Source organism: Nocardiopsis sp. TRM 82005, from assembly GCF_056312425.1.
This window is the reverse complement of record NZ_JBWDTQ010000005.1, coordinates 219250-238219: the sequence shown is the minus strand read 5'-3', so window position 1 is coordinate 238219 and position 18970 is coordinate 219250. Positions and strand designations below refer to the sequence as shown.

Here is an 18970-nt window from a genome sequence, read left to right as displayed (position 1 = left end):
ACCGCCGGCGGCCCCGGGGATGATGCCCCCGGGGCCGCCGGGACGGCCCGGCGGCGCCGGAGACCAGGCGGTCAGCCCTTCACGGCGCCGATGATGACGCCCTTGGTGAAGTGCTTCTGTACCAGCGGGTAGATGAACGTGACCGGTACCAGCGCCACCACCACGATGGCCATCTGGATGGCCAGGTTGGGCGCCGACGAGGTTCCCTGTACCGCGTCGCCCACCACCGAACTCGAACTGAGCTGCTGGCCCTGCTGCACGTACTGGCGCAGCACCAGTTGCAGCGGCCACTTGGCGTTGTCGTTGATGTAGAGGATGGCGTTGAAGAAGGCGTTCCAGTAGCCCACCGCGTAGAACAGGCCGACGACCGCGGTGACGCCCTTGGACATGGGCAGGACCAGCCGGGTCAGGATGGTCCACTCGCTCGCCCCGTCCACGCGGGCGCTGTCGCCGATCTCCTGGGGCAGGTTCATGAAGAACGCCCGCATCACCACCAGGTTGAACGCGTTCACCGCCGTCGGCAGGATCAGCGACCAGTAGCTGTCGATCATCCCGAGGTCGCTGACCAGCAGGTACAGCGGGATCATCCCGGGGGCGAACAGGAAGGTCAGCAGCACCGCGAACAGCAGCGGCCGGTGCCACAGCGATCCCGGCTGGGACAGCCCGTAGGCGGCCAGGATGGTCGCCACCAGGCTGACCAGCGTTCCCACCGCCGTGACCCCCAGGCTGACCAGGACGGCCCGGGTCACCACGCCACCGCTGAACAGGTCGGCGTAGGCCTGGAAGGAGACCCCCCGCGGGACGAGCACCAGGCCGCCCGCGTTGTTCACCGCCGAGGCGGGGGACAGGCTGGTCAGGATCACGACGTAGAGGGGAAGGATGATGACGGCCGCGATGACGGCCAGCGTGGTGTTCTTCGCGGCGAGCGCGGGAAGGCTCGGACGTTCCGCCCAGACGGGGCGGTCCTTGAACAGTGTGCTCATGCGCGTCGGTAGATTCCGTGTTCGCCCATCTTGTGGGCCAGTTTGTTGGCCGCCAGGATCAGGATCAGTCCGACCACGCCCTTGACCAGGCCCGCGACCGCACCTGCGCTGAAGTTTCCCGTCACCAGGGTCTGGTGGTAGATGAAGGTGTCCAGCACCTCCGACACGTTCGATCCGAACGCGTCCCGTTGCAGGTAGAACTGCTCGAACCCGACGTTGAGGATGTCGCCGAGCTTGAGGATCAGCAGCAGGATGATCACCGGCCGCAGTCCCGGCAGGGTGATGTGCCACATGCGCCGCCACCGCCCGGCGCCGTCCACGGCGGCGGACTCGTACAGGTTCTGGTTCACGGCCGCCAGCGCCGCGAGGAAGATGATCGTCCCCCACCCGGCGTCCTTCCAGATCATCTGGGAGGTGACCACGAACAGGAACGCGTCCGGGTTGGTCATGATCTCCAGCGGCGCGTACCCGTTCTGCCGCAGTACCTGCGAGAACAGCCCGGCGCCGCCCAGGATCTGCTGGAACAGGGTGACGACCAGGACCCAGGAGAAGAAGTGCGGCATGTACACGATGCTCTGGAGCACCAGCCGCAGCCTCGGGGACAGGACGCTGTCCAGCAGGATGGCCAGGGCGATGGGGATGGGGAAGAAGAACACCAGCTGGACGGAGGCGATCATCAGGGTGTTGCCGACCGCGCTCCAGAAGCGGAGGTCGGTGAACAGCCGCTCGAACTGGGTCAGTCCCACCCACGGGCTGCCCAGCACACCGTCCCAGGGGTTGTACTCCTGGAAGGCGATGATGTTGCCGAGGGTCGGCGTGTAGTGGAACACCGCCAACAGGCCGATCGCCGGGAGCGCCATCAGCAGCAGCTGCCAGTCGCGGCGCAGCTTGGCCAGGAACGGGGGCCCGGACCGCCTCGCGGAGGTGTGCCCGCCCCGGTGGCCGGGGACGGCCGGGGGCCGCCCCCGGCCACCGGTCCGACGGGACGCGGAGGGCGGGGGCGGCGTCTCGTCGTGGGTCGCGGTCCGTTCAGTCACGTCCGTGCTCCTGTAGGACCTCCATGTAGAACTCGCGGCCCTCGTCGCCGCCGTCGCGGCGCCAGTTCGCGATGGCGTCGTCCAGTGCCCCGAGGCTCTCGCGGCCCCGGATGATGTCCTCCACCTTGTCGGTCATGGGGGTCTCGGCGGCGGAGAAGCGCTCGGGGCGCTGGATGCGGATGCCCGCGAACGGGTCCTCCTCCGCGAACTGGGCGGCGTGGTTGTACCAGTCGCACTTCCACCGCACGAAGTCCGGGTACTGGCTCTCGGTGACCGCCTGGGGGCGTCCGCTCAGGAAGTAGTAGCCGTCGTTGACCTCGCCGTTGCCCAGCTCGGTCAGCTCAGGGGCACCGTCGTCGTTGCGCTCGTGGTGGACGCCCTCCTCGCCGTAGCGGTAGTCCATGTACTCCTGCGTCCCGAACGGCGCGGCGCAGAAGTTGAGGATGCCGAGGATCTCCTCGATCTGCTCCGGCTCCATGCCCTTGCGCACGAACACGGACTGGCCGGAGGGGTCGCTGCGGTGCATGACGGGGTCGTTGCCGCCGTTGCCGAAGGCCGGCATCAGGTCCAGGCGGAAGCCGGGGTCGTTGCCGAGCATCTGCATGTAGGCCTCGTGCCAGGCACCGATGCCGTCCTGGTTGAAGACGATCTGCCCGGAGTTGAGCAGCTCCTTGGCGTTGTCGCCGTGGGCGACGATGTCGGGATGGACCAGCCCTGCGTCGAACACCTTGCGCATGTACTCGACGCTGGCCCTCCACTCGTCTGTCTCGAACATGTGGATGAGCTCACCGCCCTCGTAGCGCCACTGCTTGGGCGCGCCGAAGACCTGGCGCATGCTGAGGTTGAAGTCGCCGAACGCCCAGCGGTTGTTGTCGGGGTCGTTGATCTCCTCACCGATCGCGAACAGGTCGTCGGGGCTGGTGGGCGCCTCGATGCCGTACTCCTCCAACAGGTCGCGCCGGAACAGGACCCAGTTGCCGAAGGGCTCGGAGGGCCATGGCACGCCGTGGAGCTGCTGGTTGAAGACGTTCCACCGCCAGGCGTTGCTGTCCAGGTTGGCCAGCAGCGGGTAGGCGGAGGCCGCGTCACCGGCCAGGTGGGGTGTCAGGTCCTCGAAGAGTTCACCGACGGCCCGGTTGAACTGCGGGATCAGGTTGATGACCCAGTCGGGGAACATCGTGAGGTCGGCGACGTCGCGCCCGGCGATCACCGCGTTCATCTTGTCGATGACCGTGTTGCCGTCCTGGAAGCTGAACTCGACCGTGGCGCCGAGGCGGCCGTTGACGTGGTCGAAGAAGGAGTTGTTGCCCAGGCCGGGCGGAATCGGCCCCCACAGAGGGGTCATCGCCGTGTACTGCCCACCCCTTCCGGGGGGATCGGACATGGCACGGACGAAGGTCTCGGGGTAGGAGGTGAACCCGTCCGGAGCACCGTGCTGCCCCTCGATGTCGGGGGCGACCCCGTCGAAGGGGATGTGGGTGGGGATCAGGTCGTCCAGCGAGCTGGCGTCGGAGGCGGACCCGCCGCCACCGCCGCCACCGGACCCCGACCCGCATCCGGAGATGGTGCCCGCGGTGAGCGCGGCAGCGGTGGAGGCTCCCGCCAGGCCGAGGAATCGGCGCCGGCGGATCGCCGGGCGCAGGGGGTGAGAAGGCATAGCGTCGTTCCTTCGGTAGGCCAGGCCGCAGCCCAGGGGGGTAGGAAACGAAGGGTCATTTTGCTATGAATTAGTTGTCCGTTTAGGCAAACAAATTACTCCACTGTGAAGTAGCACACAAGGTCTCCGGGTATCGAAGTCGAAGCGGTTCGATTTCAAGAGACAATCCCCCGCGTACGAGAGGCGGACACCCCCCATGACCAGCCAGACACCCCTCCCTCCCTACCGGGACCCCGGCATGCCGGACGACCACCGCCTGGACGACCTGCTCGGCCGCCTCACCACCGAGGAGAAGACCGGCCTGCTCCACCAGCACCAGGCCCCCGTCGAGCGCCTCGGCCTCGGCCCCTTCCGCACCGGAACCGAGGCGCTGCACGGGCTGGCCTGGCTCGGGCCGGCCACCGTCTACCCGCAGGCCGTCGGCCTGGCCAGCGCATGGGACCCGGACCTGGTCCGCCGCGTCGGCCGGGCCACCGCCGACGAGGTGCTCGCCCGGCGGGACGCGGGCGCCGGACGCAACGTCTGGGCGCCCGTGGTCAACCCGCTACGCGATCCCAGGTGGGGCCGCAACGAGGAGGGATACTCCGAGGACCCGTGGCTGACCGGGCTCCTGGCCGCCGCCCACGCCCGCGGCCTGGCGGGGGACGGCCCGCGTCTGCGCACCGCGCCCACCCTCAAGCACTTCCTCGCCTACAACAACGAGGAGGACCGCTGCACCACCTCCAGCGACCTGCCGCCGCGCGTCCTGCGCGAGTACGAGCTGGAGGCATTCCTGCCCGCCCTCGCCGACGGGGCCGCCGTGGCCGTCATGCCCTCCTACAACCTGGTCAACGGGCGGCCCGCGCATCTGAGCCCGCTGATCGACGACGTGCTGCGCCGTGCCGCCCCCGACCACATCCTGGTGGTCAGTGACGCCCACGCGCCCGCCAACCTCACCGAGATGCAGCACTTCCACCCCGACCCGCCCACCGCCTACGCGCATGCCATCCGGGCCGGACTCGACAGCTTCACCCAGGACGACGGCCACTCCGGGGCCACTCTCGGGCACGTGGGCGAGGCCCTGCGGCGGGGGCTGCTCACCGAGGCCGACATCGATCGCGCCGCGCGGCACGTGCTGTCGGTCCGACTCCGGCTGGGCGAGTTCGACCCCGAGGACGAGGCCTCCGGGAACCCCGCGGACGGAGGGGCCCTCGACACCCCCGGGCACCGGGCGCTGGCCAGGGAGGCGGCCACCCGCTCGCTCGTGCTGCTGCGCAACGAGGGGACTCTGCCGCTGCGCGGTGTGCGCCGGGTCGCGGTCATCGGCCAGCTCGGCGACACCGTGCTGGAGGACTGGTACAGCGGCACCCTGCCCTACGCCGTCACCGCACGGGCCGGGATCGCCGAGCGCGTCGAGACCGTGTTCTGCGAGGGGGCCGACCGCGTACACCTGAGCGTGTCCGGCCGGATCGTGGTCACCGGACCGGACGAGGGGGCCCCGCTACGGCTGGCGGACACGGCCCACGACTCAGAGGGAGGCGCGTTCGACCTCCTGGACTGGGGAGGCGGTGCGGTCGCGCTGCGCTCGGCGGCGACGGGCCGGTACCTGGACGAGGGCCCGGACGGCACCCTCGTCTGCACCGCTCCCGGCCCCGGCACGTGGGAAGTGCGTCAGACCTTCCGGCTGGAGGAGGTGGAGCCGGAGCGGTTCGCGCTGGTACAGGTCCACACCGGGCGCTGTGTCCGGGTCGGCGGTGACGGACTCACCCTCGTGCTGGCCGAGGGGTCCGAGCACGCCGTGTCCTTCGGGGTCCGGGGCCTGGGCTCCGGCGCCGCCGAGGCCGCGCGGGCGGCCGCCGCCGCCGACGCCGCGGTGGTCGTCCTGGGCGACCACCCCATGGTCAACGGACGCGAGACCGAGGACCGGACCGACCTGGACCTGCCCGCCGCCCAGGAGCGGGTGCTGCGTGCCGTGCACGCGGCCAACCCGGCCACCGCCCTGGTGCTCAGCAGCGGTTACCCGTTCGGGATCACGTGGGCCGACGAGCACGTCCCGGCGATCCTGTGGTCGGCGCACGGCGGCCAGGAGTACGGACACGCGCTCGCCGACGTGCTGTTCGGTGACGCCGAGCCCGCCGGGCGGCTCACCCAGACCTGGTACCGGTCCGCCGACGACCTGCCCGGGATGCTCGACTACGACATCATCGGCGCGCGCGGCACCTACCTGTACTTCGGGGGGGAGCCGCTCTACCCGTTCGGGCACGGCCTCGGCTACACGCGGGTCGAGTACGCGGCACCGGTGGTCAACGTGGACGGAGACCGGGTCACCGTCACGGTCATGGTCGCCAACACCGGGGCGCGGCCGGCCGAGGAGGTGGTGCAGGTGTACACCCGCCAGCTGGCCTCGCGGGTGCGGACCCCGCTGCGGGCGCTGCGCGGGTTCGCCCGGGTGCGTGTGGAACCGGGGAGCAGCGCCGTGGCCACGGTGTCGTTCGACGTGGACCGGCTCGCCCTGTGGGACACCACCCGGGACCGCTTCGTGGTGGAGGCGGCCCCGCGCGAGGTGCTCGTCGGGCGCTCGGCGACCGACATCCGCGCCACCGCCGCCCTGGACGTGCAAGGCGAGGGCATCCCGCCCCGCGACGCGCTCACCCCCTGGTCGGCGGTGGGCTACGACGACGCACGGGACACGTCGCTGTGCCCGCTCACCCCCGAGCGGGGCGACGCCGTGCGCTCGCGGAAGAAGGGCGCGTGGGCGCTCTTCCGCGACGTCGACCTCGGCGACGGGGCCAGTGGATGCCGTCTGGCGGTGAACGCCGAGCACGCCTGCGTGCTCCGGCTGCGCATGGACGATCCCGAGGACGGGCCGGTCGCCGCCGTCGTCGACGTCCCGGCGGGCGAGGACGGCTACGACTTCGCCGAAGTCGGCGCGGCCGTCGCCGACGCCCGGGGTGTCCGCGACCTCTACCTGGTCTTCGACCGGCCGGGCACGGCTGTGGCGACCCTGGGGTTCACCCGGGCCTGAGAGGAGGTTCAGGCAGGGCCCGGGGCGGTGGGGACGGCCGTGTCCCGGGGCCCGGGCAGGGGCAGCAGCCCGGCGTCGAGTGCGTGGATGATCGCGGTGGCCCCGCCCCGGGCCGCCGCGCTCAGCCCCAAGGACGACAGCTCCACCCGGCAGCCGCCCGCGTCCGGCGCGAACGCGCTCGCCACCGCCTCCGAACGGCAGTTCGGCAGCAGCCACGGCCCCATCGGTACGAAATAGCCGCCCAGTACCACCAGGCCCGGATTGGTGACGTTGATGAGCATGGCCAGGCCTCGGCCCAGCCACGTGCCCGCTCGCTCCAACGCGTCCACGGCCGCCTCCTCGCCGCCGCGGGCGCGCTCGACCGCCACCTCCACCAGCCGGGCGATGTCGTCACCCGAGAGCGGGCGGTCCGGGACCCTGTCGGGGACGGCTCCGCGCAGGATCGCCCCGATTCCGGCCAGTGCCTCCAGACAGCCCCGCCGCCCGCACGCGCACTCCGGCCCGTCCGGGGCCAGCGACAGGTGGCCCACCTCGCCCGCGAACCCGCTGGCTCCGCGCAGCGGTTCTCCGCCGGCCAGCAGACCCGCGCCGATCCCCACCTCGCCGGTCAGGTACACCAGGTCGGCCGCGCCCGCGAACGAGCCCACCCGGTACTCGGCCACAGCGCCCAGGTTCGCGTCGTTGTCCACCCGCACCGGGACGCCCTCCAACCCGGCCTCGCCCAGCAGCTCCGACAACCGGTCGCGCAGTGGTACGTCGCGCCAGCCGAGGTTGGGCGCGTGCGTCACCGTTCCGTCGTCGATCAGCGCCGGGACGGCCACGCTCACCCCCACCACGGTGCGTCCGCTCAGCTCCGGGGCCGTCGCCACCGCGCCCAGGGTGTGCGCGATGCGCCGCGCGCACTCCTCCGCCCCGGCCGAGCTGGCGTCGAAGGGGACGTGGCGGCTGACCAGCTCGCGCTGGAGCAGGTCCACGGCGACCACCGACAGGTAGTCCACGTTGACCTCCAGGCCGACCGCCGCGATCGAGGAGTCGTCCAGGGCCAGCAGCACCCCGGGACGGCCCACCCGCTGCCGGGAGTTGCGTCCCGTCTCCTGGACCAGCCCGCGCGCCATGAGGTCGGCGACCAGACTGGAGACCGTGGTCTTGTTCAACCCGGTGGCCGAGGCGACCGCGGCGCGTGAGCAGGGAGCCAGCTCGCGGACCGTGCGCAGTACGACCCCCAGGTTCGTCTCACGGACCGTCTGGAAGCTCACCGTTCCCGAACCGACTGTCACCTGGTCCCCCTCGTCCTTCGCGACGCGGCACACTGTGTCCGGATCGTACAGGGGCGCCAGGACGCGCTCAGAAAAGCGGTTGCGCCCCACCGGCCCCTTTGATGGGATCCAGGCATGGTGCCCCATGACGTCTTCCGCGACCAGCCGGTCCTCACCGGGGTGAGGGTACGGCTCGAACCGCTCGACGCCGTGACCGGCGAGCACTTCGTCGAACCCATCCTGGCCATGGACCCGGAGGTGCGCCGCCTCACCGGAACCCACCGAAGGTTCACCGAGGAGGAGCTGCGCCGTTGGGCCGCGACCCGTCCCGCACACCACGACCGCGCCGACTGGGTCATCTTCGACCAGGAGGGCGGTGTACCCGTGGGCGAGTGCGCCCTGATCGACCTGGACCCGGACAACGCCAACGTGGGTTACCGGATCGCGCTCAACAGCATGTCCGTCACCGGGAGGGGCTACGGGACCGAGGCCACCGACCTGGTCCTGGAGTACGCCTTCACCGTGGCCGGGCTGCACCGGGTCTCCCTGGAGGTGTTCGCGTTCAACACCGGCGCCCAGAAGTCCTACGCCCGCTCCGGGTTCGTGAGGGAGGGCGTCTGGCGCGAGTACCTGCGCTGGGACGGCGAATGGCACGACGCGGTGCTGATGTCGGTCCTGTCCGGGGAATACGCCCGATCGCGCGCCGCCCGGAACCACCGGAGGGTTCCCGGCCCCGGGCCGCACAGCGGTTAGTCTCGGGCCCATGCCCGTTCCTGACTTCCTCCTCGCACTGCGCCGCCACGTCGGACACGGACTCCTGCCCCTCGTGGGTGTGACAGCGGTGGTGATCGGTGAGGAGGGCGACGTCCTGTTGCACCGGCGCGCCGACGACGGCCGCTGGTCCACGCCCGGCGGCATCCTGGAGCCGGAGGAGGAGCCGGCCCGGGCCGTGGTCCGGGAGGTCTGCGAGGAGACCGGAGTCGTGGTCGAGGTGGAGCGGCTCGTCAGCGTGATCGCCCAGGAGCCCTTCACCTACCCCAACGGCGACCGGGTGCAGTTCCTCGACCTGGCCTTTCGCTGCCGCTCCGTGGGAGGCGCTCCCGACTCCGGCGGAGACGAGACCCTGGACGTGCGCTGGTTCGCTCCGGGATCCCTGCCGGACATGCCCCAGCGCATCCTCGACCGGATCGGATACGCCCGCGAGAACCGTCCGGGCCCCTTCTACGTCGTCTGATCCCGGCCCGGCCGACACGCCGCGGCCAAGGGTCCACCATCCGCCGCCCCGCCTGCCCCTAGGGTGTTCCGCGACCGCCGGGCCCACCTGGGGCCGGGGTCCAGGATTCTTGACTTTCTCGAACTCGAGTTCGATAGGCTGCCCGCGTGAGTCTTCTGAACGAACAGATCGACGTCCGTTCCACCGAGGGCGGGAGTCCCGTACGGTTCACCTGGCGCGGCCGTACCTTCCGGGTGCGCAGGATTATCGGTGACTGGCCCGCGCGCCCCGAGGCGTCCGCCGGCCGCGTCCACATGCTCCGTGTCTCGGCTGAGTCCGACGCCGGCGAGCCCAGCATCGTCGACATCGCCCGGGACGCCGCGTCGGACCGCTGGACCATGCGCCGCCAGTGGAACTAGGTTCTGTTCTCTGGCTCAACCACGAACCAGAGAACAGAACCTAGTCAGCCCCGGTGGTCCCGTACCCGGAGCGGGGTCCTGAGCGGGTGGTTTCCAGGGCCGGTCGCGATGGCCCTGGTCAGAGGAAGACACGGCCGCGCCGGGTGCGGTCGCGCAGAGCCGCCATCCGGCGGGTGTTGCCGGGGTGCCGGACCAGCAGGTGGTACAGCAGCAGCGAGCAGCCCCGGTCGGTGCGCGCCCGGTCCGCCATCTCGCCCATGTTGACCCGTGCGTACAGACGGCCGCCCCCGGCGGGGATCCGTACGGCGTGCGCCCCCTCGGGGACGTGCGCGTAGGCGTGGTTGTCGGCCGTGTACTCCATGGCTCGGGACAGTGCCGCCCCCAGCCCGGGGACCAGGTCCGCCCCCAGGGCCGCCGTCCGCCGCCAGAAACCGGTGTGCCCAGCGGCCACGTGCCCCAGTTGGTGCGCGACCAGGAAGGCCAGGGCCTCCGGATCGCGGATCCTGCCGTCCGGCCCGAACAGCTCGTCCGACAGCACCAGGTACCGGCGTAGTCCGTGCCCGGCGGCGTCCGTCCCCCAGCGCCGCCATCCCACACGCACGTACGCCTCCGGAGTCCGGGACAGCCCCATCCCGGCGGCCAGCGACACCACCGTCCGGTACGCCTCGGGAAACTGCGTGGGCGAGATCTTCACCGACTCCGCCCTGCGCCGGGCGTACAGCAGCCCCCGCACCTTCCAGCACACGGCGGGCACCGCGGCCGCGGCGGCGGCCGCCCACACCCACGACCCGGTCGCGGACCACACCGCGTGGACCAGACCGGAGGCCATCAGCAGGGTCACGAGCACGCACACGGCCAGCAGCGGCGCCTCCCACGGGTGCGCGGGCGCCGGGACGAGTTCCTCATCGGCGTCGAGTGCGTACAGCTCCCCGGAGTGGCCGAACGGGGAGGGGCGGGTGTGCGTACTCGGACCGGGTCCCGTGGCACATCCGTGTACGCAGTGGACCGAACAGGCGGCGGCACGTTCCTCCGGCGGCGTCGCTTGGGACATCCTGCCTCCCCTCGGAGCGCGGCGGTCTGCGTAACAGCGGGGGATGACTACTGCCTGTACACAAATATTACTTTCCACTGCTCTGGGGATGGAGTTGGCGCGCGACGGCGTGTCCGGAACTCCCACACCGTCCTCCAGGTAGGAGTCGGCGTGCCGTCATCGCCGGAGTGCTTCCGTTGCCGGGCCCTTCCTCCGCCGCCCATCACCCGGCGTGACCGTCAGCGCGGCCGCTCGTACTGGCGCAGCTCCTCGGCGAGCACGTCCAGAAAGCGGTCCACCTGCGCGGGGTCGTATCCCGGCCGCGCGCGCGTGGTGGCGAACTGGACCCTCTCCACCTCGGCGGCGGTGAGGGTCGCCCGGTCCGGACGCCCCTGTTGGAGCACCTCCAGCGTGAGCTCGGCGCGGTCCAGGAAGTCGTCGACCTCCTGTTCGTTGTAGCCCGTGGTCAGCCGGGTCGTGGCGAACTGCTGCTCCCGGATGTCCCTGGGGCTCATCCCGGAGCGCCGCGGCGGCCGGGGCTGCTGACCGGGCGGCTCCGCCCCGGGCTGGTGCTGAGGCCCGCGGCGCTCCTGGGCCAGCGAGGAGGCGTCCGGCTCACCGGGAGCGCCCGCCTCGCCGGGCTCGGGCGGCAGGGGTGGCGGCTGCTGCTGGCCGTGGGGCCTCCCGAGGCCGCGACCGGCCAGGTCGGCGACCACGACGTCGAGGAAGTCGTCGACCTCGTCCTCGCGGTATCCCGGACTCAGCCTCGTGGTGCGAAACCGCGAGTTGCGCACCTCATCGGCTGTGAGGAGGGGGCCGGTGCGCGGCCCGCCCTCCAGGGCGACGAGCGTCGCCTCGATCCGGTCGAGAAGTTCGTCGACGTCCTCCTCGTTGTAGCCCGGGCGCAGACGCACCGTATGGAACTTCTTTTCGCGGATGTCCGCCGGTGTCAGAGGCATGGTCCCCATTGTGCAGTTCCGAGGTTCTCGGGGCGGTTATCCCCGGGCCGTGTGCGACCCGGCGTCGTCAAGCCGTTCCGCGAGGTCGGACAGGGCGTGGGAGACCTGGTTGCGGTCGTATCCGCGCAGGACCACGTCCAGGGGGGCCGTCCGAAGCTCCTCCGCGGTGACGGGCTCCGGCTTCTGCCCGTCGGGCGGTTCGGTGACCGGCATCGCCGTGTCGGTGAAGGCCGGGGTGCCGGTGAGCGCGGCCAGGGTGAGGTTGACGCGGTCGAGGAGGTCCTCCACCTGGCGGCGGTGGAAGCCGCGCAGGACCACGTCGAAGCCGGGCGGGGGTTGAGGGGAAGGGGATGTCATGGTCGCATTATGCCCACGGAGGGTGGCCTCCGCCATAGCCACGGGCGTTCGTGTCCGGGTGCGGACGTTCATGTCGGCCTCATCGCCGCATGAGGTAGGCGGCCAATCCGCGGGCGACGGCGTCGGCGGCCTGTTCCCGCCACTCGGAGTCCTCCATGAGCGCGGCGTCCTCGGTGTTGCGCATGTTCCCCGCCTCCAGGAACACCTTGGGAACGGTGGACATGTTCAGCCCGCCCAGGTCGGTGCGCTCGTCCAGGCCCTCGTCGGCGAGGTAGTCGGCGTAGGGGACGTCGCTCCCCTCCAGGTATTCGCGGTGGACGTCCTCGGCGAGTAGCCGGGAGGGCGCCACGATGTCCTCGGTGAAGCCGCTGACCTCGCCGGGCATGATCACGTGGAAGCCGCGCCCGGACTCGGGGCCGCCGTCGGCGTGGACGGACAGCGCGGCGTCCGCCTCCAGCTCGTTACCGATCTCCGCGCGCTCGTTGATGCACGGCCCGACACTGTCGTCGTCCTCACGGGTGAGGACGACGGTGGCGCCGTCGTCCTCCAGCCTCTCCTTGATCAACTGGGACAGGTCCCAGTTGAACTCGTGCTCGCTGTACCCGTCCGCGGTCTCCGCGCCGACGGTGTCACAGGCCTTCTGGGCCGGCCCCGCGGGGACCATGGCGCTGATCTCGTCGGGGGCGGAGGCGTTGCCGCCGTTGTGACCGGGGTCGATGACGACGATCCGGGTGGCGAGGGGGCCGTCACCGCCGGACGCGCCGCCGTCCTCGTCGGGGGCGCCGTCCCCGGGCGGGTCGGTACCGTCCTCGGGGCCGGGAAGCGGCGGGGCCGCCGTGGGGTCGGTGCCGGGCGGCGCTCCGGCCGGTGCCGAACAGGCGGCGGTGAGGAACAGGAACGAGGAGGCGAGGCACAGGGCGCGGATGGCGCGGCTCCGGGGCCTTGGCGGTACGGAGACGGGCATGCCCACAACCTAGCCGCTCACGGTGCCCATGGCGTACCTCCGTCAGGGGCAGGCCCGGGAAGCGCGTTCGGCGGGGCACGCAGCCTTTTGCCCCGTGGGTTATCGGGGATGGCGGAGGCTATTCCAGATACATTTCCATGCGACCATACTTATTGGTAAGACGCTTGACTTGGCGTCTGGTTTACCGGCCCGGGAAAACTTTCCCCAAGCGAATGGGATTGTTGCCCGGGGTGACAGAAGGGCTGCTGTGATCCTTTTGTTACGCCATTTGGTGGGATTTCCCCTTTGGTCCGTGTAGGATCCTGCCCAGGAAATGGGACGTGATTGCGACTCGGCTCCGCGAGACCCCTCCGTTCTGTGGTCGCGGCCTTGTCCGCCCGTTTTCGCTGGTGGTGGGCTTCTGTATGCCTCCGCCGTCCCCATCCGACCCTGGTTCGTGTTCCTCGTCCCCGGCCTCCCCGTAACCGGCGGTGGTATGCGTATCCAGGCCAGCCCGACGGGTTCGGGCTGTGGAGATCCGAAGAGGATTGACTTGAAGAACACTCGCGTTAACGCACGCCGGATTATGCAGGGTAGTGCCGCTTTCGCCGCCCTGGGTGCACTCAGTATTGCCACGGCTCTCCCCGCCGCCGCTGACACGGAGTACTACGGCTGGGCCTACGCCTCCGTTGGCAACGGCGGGGGTGTCTCCACCAGCTATGACGGCACCACCACCAACAGCTACTCCGGCTCCGTCGGCGACTGGTTGACCTTTTCCGGTACCAGCAGCGCCACCGTGAACAATGAGGGCGTCACCTCCACGGCCACCGTGGACAACGCTCGCGTCCAGATGACGGTCGCCGATGTCGAGGAGATCGTCGAGGAGCACCTCGGTGGTGACGAGGACGACGAGGACGAGGACGACGAGGACGACGAGGACGAGGACGCCGACGACGAGGACGGTGACGACGAGGACGGTGACGAGGACGACGACGGTGCGCCGTCGGCCCCGTCCGATGAGCCCTCGCCCGGCGAGGACGGCGGCACCGCCGAGGAGGGTGGCGACGAGGACGAGGGCAGCGAGAACGGCGACGGTGCGCCGTCGGCCCCGTCCGATGAGCCCTCGCCCGGCGAGGACGGCGGCACCGCCGAGGAGGGTGGCGCCGGCGACGAGGACGGCGACGACGGCGACGCCGCCGCTTCCACGGAGCCCACTCCCGGTGAGGGGGAGACCAGCGGTGAGGACGGCGAACAGTCCTCGGCCTCTGCCTCGGACGACGAGGTTCTCCTGCTGGACGAGGAGAACACCGAGCTGAGCAGCGGTTCGGACGAGATCGTCTTCAACGCCACCATCACGGGTGCGAGCACCACGACCACCCAGAGCTGGGACGGTCAGGTCACCCACGCCGACGACGTCGACAGGATCTCCTATCCGGAGGTCGTCACCTTGGCCGACGGCCAGGAGATCACCGTGACGATCGACATCCAGCGGTACGAGTACATCGACGAATACGTGGACGAGGAGTACGGCATCAGCTGGAAGGACGCCTACACCGGCCACGCGGTGACCTTCACCGCTGACGGTGCCGAGCTTCCCTTCCACTACGTCGAGTTGGCCGAGAGCGCGGCCGGCATCGGCACCGTCAACGTCGACGACGGTGACGACAAGCCCGCTCCGACCCACCCCGGGGACGACGACAAGGACGACGACAAGGACGACGACAAGGACTCCAAGAAGCTGGAGGACACCGAGTCCCTGGCACAGACCGGTAGCCCGGTCGGCGGTCTGGTCGCGGCCGGTGCCGCGATCACCGCCGGTGGTGGCGCGGCCGCGTACTTCGCCCGCCGCAAGAAGAACACCACTGACTCCGCCGCGGAGACCAACGAGGGCTAAGCCGTAGCTCGGCGGCCGGCTGAGCCGGCCCGGCCCCGGGGAGGTGATCCCCGGGGCCTTCCTGTTTCTCCGGCCCCTCTCCACCGGAACCCCGCTCTTCCGCTCTCGACCGCCTCCCGGTCCCGGCTGCTCCGCTTCGGAACTTCGTGCCGGTCACCTCCGTTATCCGGCTGTGAGCGCGTATATGTCTGTCGACGGTCGTAGGAGAGATGGTTTCCGTTTTGTGACCAAGGGGTTAGGCTCGCTGTAGCGGCCCCTGCACACGCCGTATGACGGGTTCCTTCCCGGGGCGGGAAGAGACCCGGTACGAGTTCGCCCCGCGCACCGCGACCGGCCGTCCCGGGCTGGCCCGGCATCCCTGTCCACCGCCCGCGGCGGACACGGGCCGACCTCCGGGTCGGGCATCCCCCAGAGCAACAGGAGAGTTGTGGTGTCTCCCGCCAAACCGACCGCACGTCGCCTCCTCCGCGGCGGCATCCTGTTCGTCGCCCTCGGCGCGATCGGTGCCTCCTCCGCGATCCCCGCCTCCGCGGACCAGCTCGTCTGGGGAAACGCCCAGGCCTGGGTGGCGGACGGCGACGTCGCCACCGGTTACTCGACCGCCGTCAGCTTCGGTGGCAGGACCGAGGGCAGCGCCACGGCCGAGGACGCCTTCGGTCCGGTGGCGGACTACATGGAGATCGACGGTGAGAGCCACACCGTGGTCGACGACGCGGGTGTGCGGGCCACCTCCACCGTGCGGACCGCGACCTTCCGGATGGGCGTCGCCGACCTCGCCGCCCAGGGGATGGCCGACACACCACCGGACGCGGCACTTCCCGACCCCTCGCCGTCCCCCTCTCCCACCCCGTCCTCCTCCCCCTCACCGGAGGACGAACCCACGAATGAGGACCTCCCCCCGTTCCAGGGTGAACCCGTCCCGGGTGACAAGGAACCCGGGCGCGGTGACGGGGAAGCCGGTGACGGCGAGGAGGAGGACGAGAGCGACGGGAGCGCCGGCGCTGCCTCCGACGGCGTCGGGGGCGCCCAGGAGAGCGACGCTCCGTCCGACTTCCCCTTCCGTGAACCGGCGGAGACCGCCTCCCCGCCCAGCGACTCTCCGGACGAGGACGACGTGTTCGTCCTCGACGAGACCGCCTCGGAGACGGTCTCCGCCGACGGAAACGCGGTGGAGTTCACCCTCGCCGACGTGACCACCACGGCCACCGCCGGGTACGGGGGTGAGGCCGAGGCGACGTTCGCACACGGTGACCTGACCGCGTTCGGCGCTCCCGTGGGGGCGCTGGAGGCGGGAGAGGACGGGGTCGTGGCACGGGATCTCGTGGAGGTGTTCGACGAGGACGGCGACGTGGTCCTGGAAGTGCCCGTGAGCGTCCGTTTCGTGGTGAACGAGACGACCTTCGAGGACGAGGACCCCGACTGGGAGGGCCTGGGAAGCCGTAGCTGGATGACAGTGCGGGTGCAGGTGGGCGAACCAGAGGAGGAGAAGGGGTTCGCGTTCGACTTCGCCGACTCCTGGGCGCTCGGCTCCGCCTATGCCGCGAGCACGTCGCCGGTCCCGGACGACAAGGGCGAGGAGACCGGTGAGGCCGAGGAGGCGGCAAGGCGGGACGACCGTCTGGCGACCACGGGAAGCTCGCTCGCCGCGCTGATCACCGCCGCGGTGGTGGCGGTCGGCGGCGGTTCGGCCGCGACCTTCCTGGCCCGCAAGCGCACCACCGCCATGGACGACCAGATCGGTGATTACTAGGGCATCTTCCCGGACCCTTGCTCGGGCCCTCCCATCCCGGCGCCCTGACCGCTCCGCCTGGATCGGGACATACGGAAGGCGGGCCCTCTCCTCGGAAGACCCGCCCTCGACCTGGTCAGTCCTGCTCGGCTCTGTCGGTGGCCGGAGCCTGCCAGACCGTTCCCCCCGGAACCGGCACAGACCGGGAGATCACTCCGTACGCTGGCTTGGAATTCCGGCCAGCAGGGCGCGGACCTCAGTCTCGCGGTAGCGACGGTGTCCGCCCAAGGTGCGGATCGAGGTCAGCTTGCCCGCCTTGGCCCAGCGTGTCACGGTCTTTGGGTCCACGCGGAACATGGTGGCAACCTCGGCGGGGGTCAACAGGGGCTCCGCCTCGGGCGTGCGAGTTGACATGTGTACGGCCTCTCCTCCTGGATCTGTGTGCCGATCCTTGAGCCTTAATCCTGGCACTTGGCCCGGATGTCCAATATTCCCTCTAGGTCTATATTGGCATCACCCGAGGTGATTTTACGACCACTCCAAGCAACTTTGCACGTGGGAGGCCAAGAAAGCCGCCCGTGGCCGCGTCACGCTAAGTGATTCTAGCGACACGTTTAGTGGCATGTGGCGTATTCGGTCAAAACTTCGTTCTCCGGCCTCGTTTTTCTCGATCCGGAGTTCCTGAAGTGCTACGGAGGCCTGACCGAAACCCGGTGTCAAGTTCCGGAAGGGAGGGCCGCGGGCCTGGGCTGGCCGCGGCGTGGGGGCGTGGGGCGGGTCGGTGGAGGCGTGGGCTCCACGTGCTTCGGCTGGCGGGTCCGACTACGCGGAACGCCCGCGCGGTAAAGGTTTCGTGGTTACTCTGAGTGCGCTCGGTGATCGACTGGTTACAGTCTACGCCGATCCCTGACGGGCGTTATGCCCAGTTTCACGACGCTTGATGTCGCGCGCGGATGACGTCCGGGCTCGCACCCTTGTTACGTGCGGAAGGATCTCCGGGAGAGACCGAGAAACCTGGTGTACCAGGTTGGCCGTTGGCGTGGCGCGGACGTTTCCTGGTCAAGTGGATACGACGGAAGGCACGTGGGCGTCCACGAAAAACTGGGGATACCGTAACCCTCAGTTGGCGTGCTCCAGGGCGCGTACCGACCTCCAGCGGCGCGTGAGCCTCTCCCGCAGCTCCAGTACGCGCTCGGCCTCCCCCGACGCCAGGGCCTCCACCGCCCCCGACACCTCGGCCACCGAATGGTCCTCGCTCAGGTGGTCGTCGCTGAGAAGGTGCGGCAGGCCGCCGTAGTCCAGCTCCAGTAACGAGTCCGGGTGCGCCGTCATGGACAGCCAGTCAGCCAGGTTCTCGGTCGAGGCCGACACCCCCCGCCGGCCGATGTGCTCCCGCAGGACGGCCAGGGTGTGTTCGAGCCGGCGCATGGCCAGGGAGGTCCGCGTCAGGTACAGCAGCGTCCGGGTGGAGTTCGACGACAGCACCAGGCACCGCTCCTGGGACTGGAACGGCACGAACCAGGGGACCGGGATGGTCCAGTTGCTCGACAGGATGTTCGGCCGCACCGGCGCTCCCGAGTCACGCCACTCCCGGTAACGCTCCTCGGTGCGCTCGGCCTCCGGGCCGGGCACGAACGCCCCGATCACCGTCGCCGGCATCGTGTCGCTGAACTCGGTGAAGGCCCGCCACGAGCGCAGCCTCGTCTGCCACGGGCAGACGTACAGCCGCTCGTTCACCCGCCGTAGGTAGGCGTTGCGGCTCTCCTCCGTCGGCGCTACCACCGGAGGCGTCGTGACCAGCCTGTCCAGGCTCTCGGCGTGCTCCGCCGCCAGCGCGTTGATCCGCCGGGGGCGGTCGGACGAGGCCGCGTACTGTTCCCAGTGGCTGCGGTCACATGGGGAGAACGCGTGGATCGGCTGGTAGACGCGAAGGTAGGCGGTGTAGGGCAGCACGAACGCATCGTGGCACATATCGCTGCGTGTGGCACTCACCTCGGCGATCCCCTGGCAGGCCGCCTGTCCGTGTGCGCACCACATCCCTCACACCCGGGTGGCGTAGGCACGACGGGGGCCGACCAGGTACGGTTGTATGTGTACGTAAGCTGGCGCCTGTCGTCAGTCGCGTTTGACGGCCGTCAGCCCGATAGTGCGGGTTAGTAAGTGATCTGGGGTTCGTCGGAACCCAATCGTTGAGGGGGTCGAGCCAATGGGGCGCGGCCGAGCCAAGGCCAAGCAGCAGAAGGTCGCCCGGAAGCTCAAGTACAGCTCTGGCGGGACCGACCTTGATCGGCTGCGGTCGGAGCTGGGTGTCGCTGAGGGCGAGGGGTCTACCTCCGGGCCGTCGGGTCCGGACGACTCCTACGCGGATCCTCACGACGACCTAGTCGACCGTTATGCGGATCTTGCCGACAAGTACTCGGACTCCGACAAGTAATACCTGGTCGGCCGAGACTTACAGGTCGCTCGGACAACAGCCGCTGACCTGTGGC

The 18970-nt window shown here is 70.2% G+C and carries 17 protein-coding genes; 7 read left to right on the top strand and 10 right to left on the bottom strand.

From position 1 onward, the window contains the following. Positions 1-71 precede the first annotated feature (71 nt). From AC0T5L_RS03605 to AC0T5L_RS03595, 3 genes are read right to left on the bottom strand one after another with little or no spacing between them, the layout of a single operon-like run. Complete coding sequence (locus AC0T5L_RS03605; protein WP_476163889.1) at positions 72-983, bottom strand: carbohydrate ABC transporter permease; 912 nt, start codon at positions 981-983, stop codon at positions 72-74. Further along, positions 980-2020, bottom strand: a complete 1041-nt coding sequence (locus AC0T5L_RS03600) for an ABC transporter permease (RefSeq protein WP_476163888.1) — start codon at positions 2018-2020, stop codon at positions 980-982. Before AC0T5L_RS03600 ends, AC0T5L_RS03605 begins: the two co-directional genes overlap by 4 nt. Continuing rightward, positions 2013-3677: an extracellular solute-binding protein gene (locus AC0T5L_RS03595; protein ID WP_476163887.1), complete on the bottom strand. Its 1665-nt coding sequence runs from the start codon at positions 3675-3677 to the stop codon at positions 2013-2015. Before AC0T5L_RS03595 ends, AC0T5L_RS03600 begins: the two co-directional genes overlap by 8 nt. A gap of 196 nt (positions 3678-3873) precedes the next feature. Here AC0T5L_RS03595 and AC0T5L_RS03590 point away from each other — a divergent pair, with 196 nt between their 5' ends. Beyond that, positions 3874-6681 (top strand): glycoside hydrolase family 3 C-terminal domain-containing protein, encoded by a 2808-nt coding sequence (locus AC0T5L_RS03590; protein ID WP_476163886.1) that lies wholly within the window; start codon positions 3874-3876, stop codon positions 6679-6681. Between the two features lie 8 nt (positions 6682-6689). On the opposite strand, the gene AC0T5L_RS03585 is transcribed toward AC0T5L_RS03590, so the two are convergent. Further along, positions 6690-7958 carry an ROK family transcriptional regulator gene (locus AC0T5L_RS03585; RefSeq protein WP_476163885.1) on the bottom strand — a complete coding sequence of 423 codons (1269 nt, stop codon included), beginning with the start codon at positions 7956-7958 and terminating at the stop codon, positions 6690-6692. Positions 7959-8072: 114 nt separating this feature from the next. On the opposite strand from AC0T5L_RS03585, the gene AC0T5L_RS03580 reads away from it, so the two are divergent. From AC0T5L_RS03580 to AC0T5L_RS03570, 3 genes are all read left to right on the top strand, one after another. Then, complete coding sequence (locus AC0T5L_RS03580; RefSeq protein WP_476163884.1) at positions 8073-8690, top strand: GNAT family N-acetyltransferase; 618 nt, start codon at positions 8073-8075, stop codon at positions 8688-8690. A 10-nt stretch (positions 8691-8700) separates the two neighbouring features. Next, the gene (locus AC0T5L_RS03575; protein ID WP_476163883.1) at positions 8701-9171 is read left to right on the top strand and encodes an NUDIX domain-containing protein; all 471 of its coding nucleotides are present in this window, start codon (positions 8701-8703) and stop codon (positions 9169-9171) included. Positions 9172-9317: 146 nt separating this feature from the next. Further along, a complete protein-coding gene (locus AC0T5L_RS03570; RefSeq protein WP_476163882.1) occupies positions 9318-9569 on the top strand; it encodes a DUF6504 family protein in 252 nt (83 codons plus the stop codon). A 118-nt stretch (positions 9570-9687) separates the two neighbouring features. On the opposite strand, the gene AC0T5L_RS03565 is transcribed toward AC0T5L_RS03570, so the two are convergent. From AC0T5L_RS03565 to AC0T5L_RS03550, 4 genes are all read right to left on the bottom strand, one after another. Next, positions 9688-10620, bottom strand: coding sequence for a M48 family metallopeptidase (locus tag AC0T5L_RS03565; RefSeq protein WP_476163881.1), 933 nt, complete (start codon positions 10618-10620; stop codon positions 9688-9690). A gap of 218 nt (positions 10621-10838) precedes the next feature. Next, positions 10839-11567 carry a DivIVA domain-containing protein gene (locus AC0T5L_RS03560; protein WP_476163880.1) on the bottom strand — a complete coding sequence of 243 codons (729 nt, stop codon included), beginning with the start codon at positions 11565-11567 and terminating at the stop codon, positions 10839-10841. Between the two features lie 27 nt (positions 11568-11594). Further along, positions 11595-11915, bottom strand: a complete 321-nt coding sequence (locus AC0T5L_RS03555) for a hypothetical protein (RefSeq protein WP_476163879.1) — start codon at positions 11913-11915, stop codon at positions 11595-11597. Between the two features lie 79 nt (positions 11916-11994). After that, positions 11995-12879, bottom strand: a complete 885-nt coding sequence (locus AC0T5L_RS03550; protein ID WP_476163878.1) for an N-acetylmuramoyl-L-alanine amidase — start codon at positions 12877-12879, stop codon at positions 11995-11997. 565 nt (positions 12880-13444) lie between these two features. On the opposite strand from AC0T5L_RS03550, the gene AC0T5L_RS03545 reads away from it, so the two are divergent. Both AC0T5L_RS03545 and AC0T5L_RS03540 read left to right on the top strand, forming a co-directional pair. Next, positions 13445-14752: an LPXTG cell wall anchor domain-containing protein gene (locus AC0T5L_RS03545; protein ID WP_476163877.1), complete on the top strand. Its 1308-nt coding sequence runs from the start codon at positions 13445-13447 to the stop codon at positions 14750-14752. Between the two features lie 430 nt (positions 14753-15182). Continuing rightward, positions 15183-16502: a hypothetical protein gene (locus AC0T5L_RS03540; protein ID WP_476163876.1), complete on the top strand. Its 1320-nt coding sequence runs from the start codon at positions 15183-15185 to the stop codon at positions 16500-16502. Between the two features lie 189 nt (positions 16503-16691). Here the strand turns inward: AC0T5L_RS03540 and bldC are convergent, their stop codons facing one another. After that, positions 16692-16895: a developmental transcriptional regulator BldC gene (gene bldC / locus AC0T5L_RS03535; RefSeq protein ID WP_013155387.1), complete on the bottom strand. Its 204-nt coding sequence runs from the start codon at positions 16893-16895 to the stop codon at positions 16692-16694. A 705-nt stretch (positions 16896-17600) separates the two neighbouring features. After that, complete coding sequence (locus tag AC0T5L_RS03530) at positions 17601-18452, bottom strand: DUF8083 family protein (protein WP_476164092.1); 852 nt, start codon at positions 18450-18452, stop codon at positions 17601-17603. A 235-nt stretch (positions 18453-18687) separates the two neighbouring features. Between AC0T5L_RS03530 and AC0T5L_RS03525 the strand changes: the two genes are divergently transcribed. Continuing rightward, positions 18688-18915 carry a DUF3073 domain-containing protein gene (locus AC0T5L_RS03525; RefSeq protein ID WP_476163875.1) on the top strand — a complete coding sequence of 76 codons (228 nt, stop codon included), beginning with the start codon at positions 18688-18690 and terminating at the stop codon, positions 18913-18915. Positions 18916-18970: the final 55 nt, after the last annotated feature.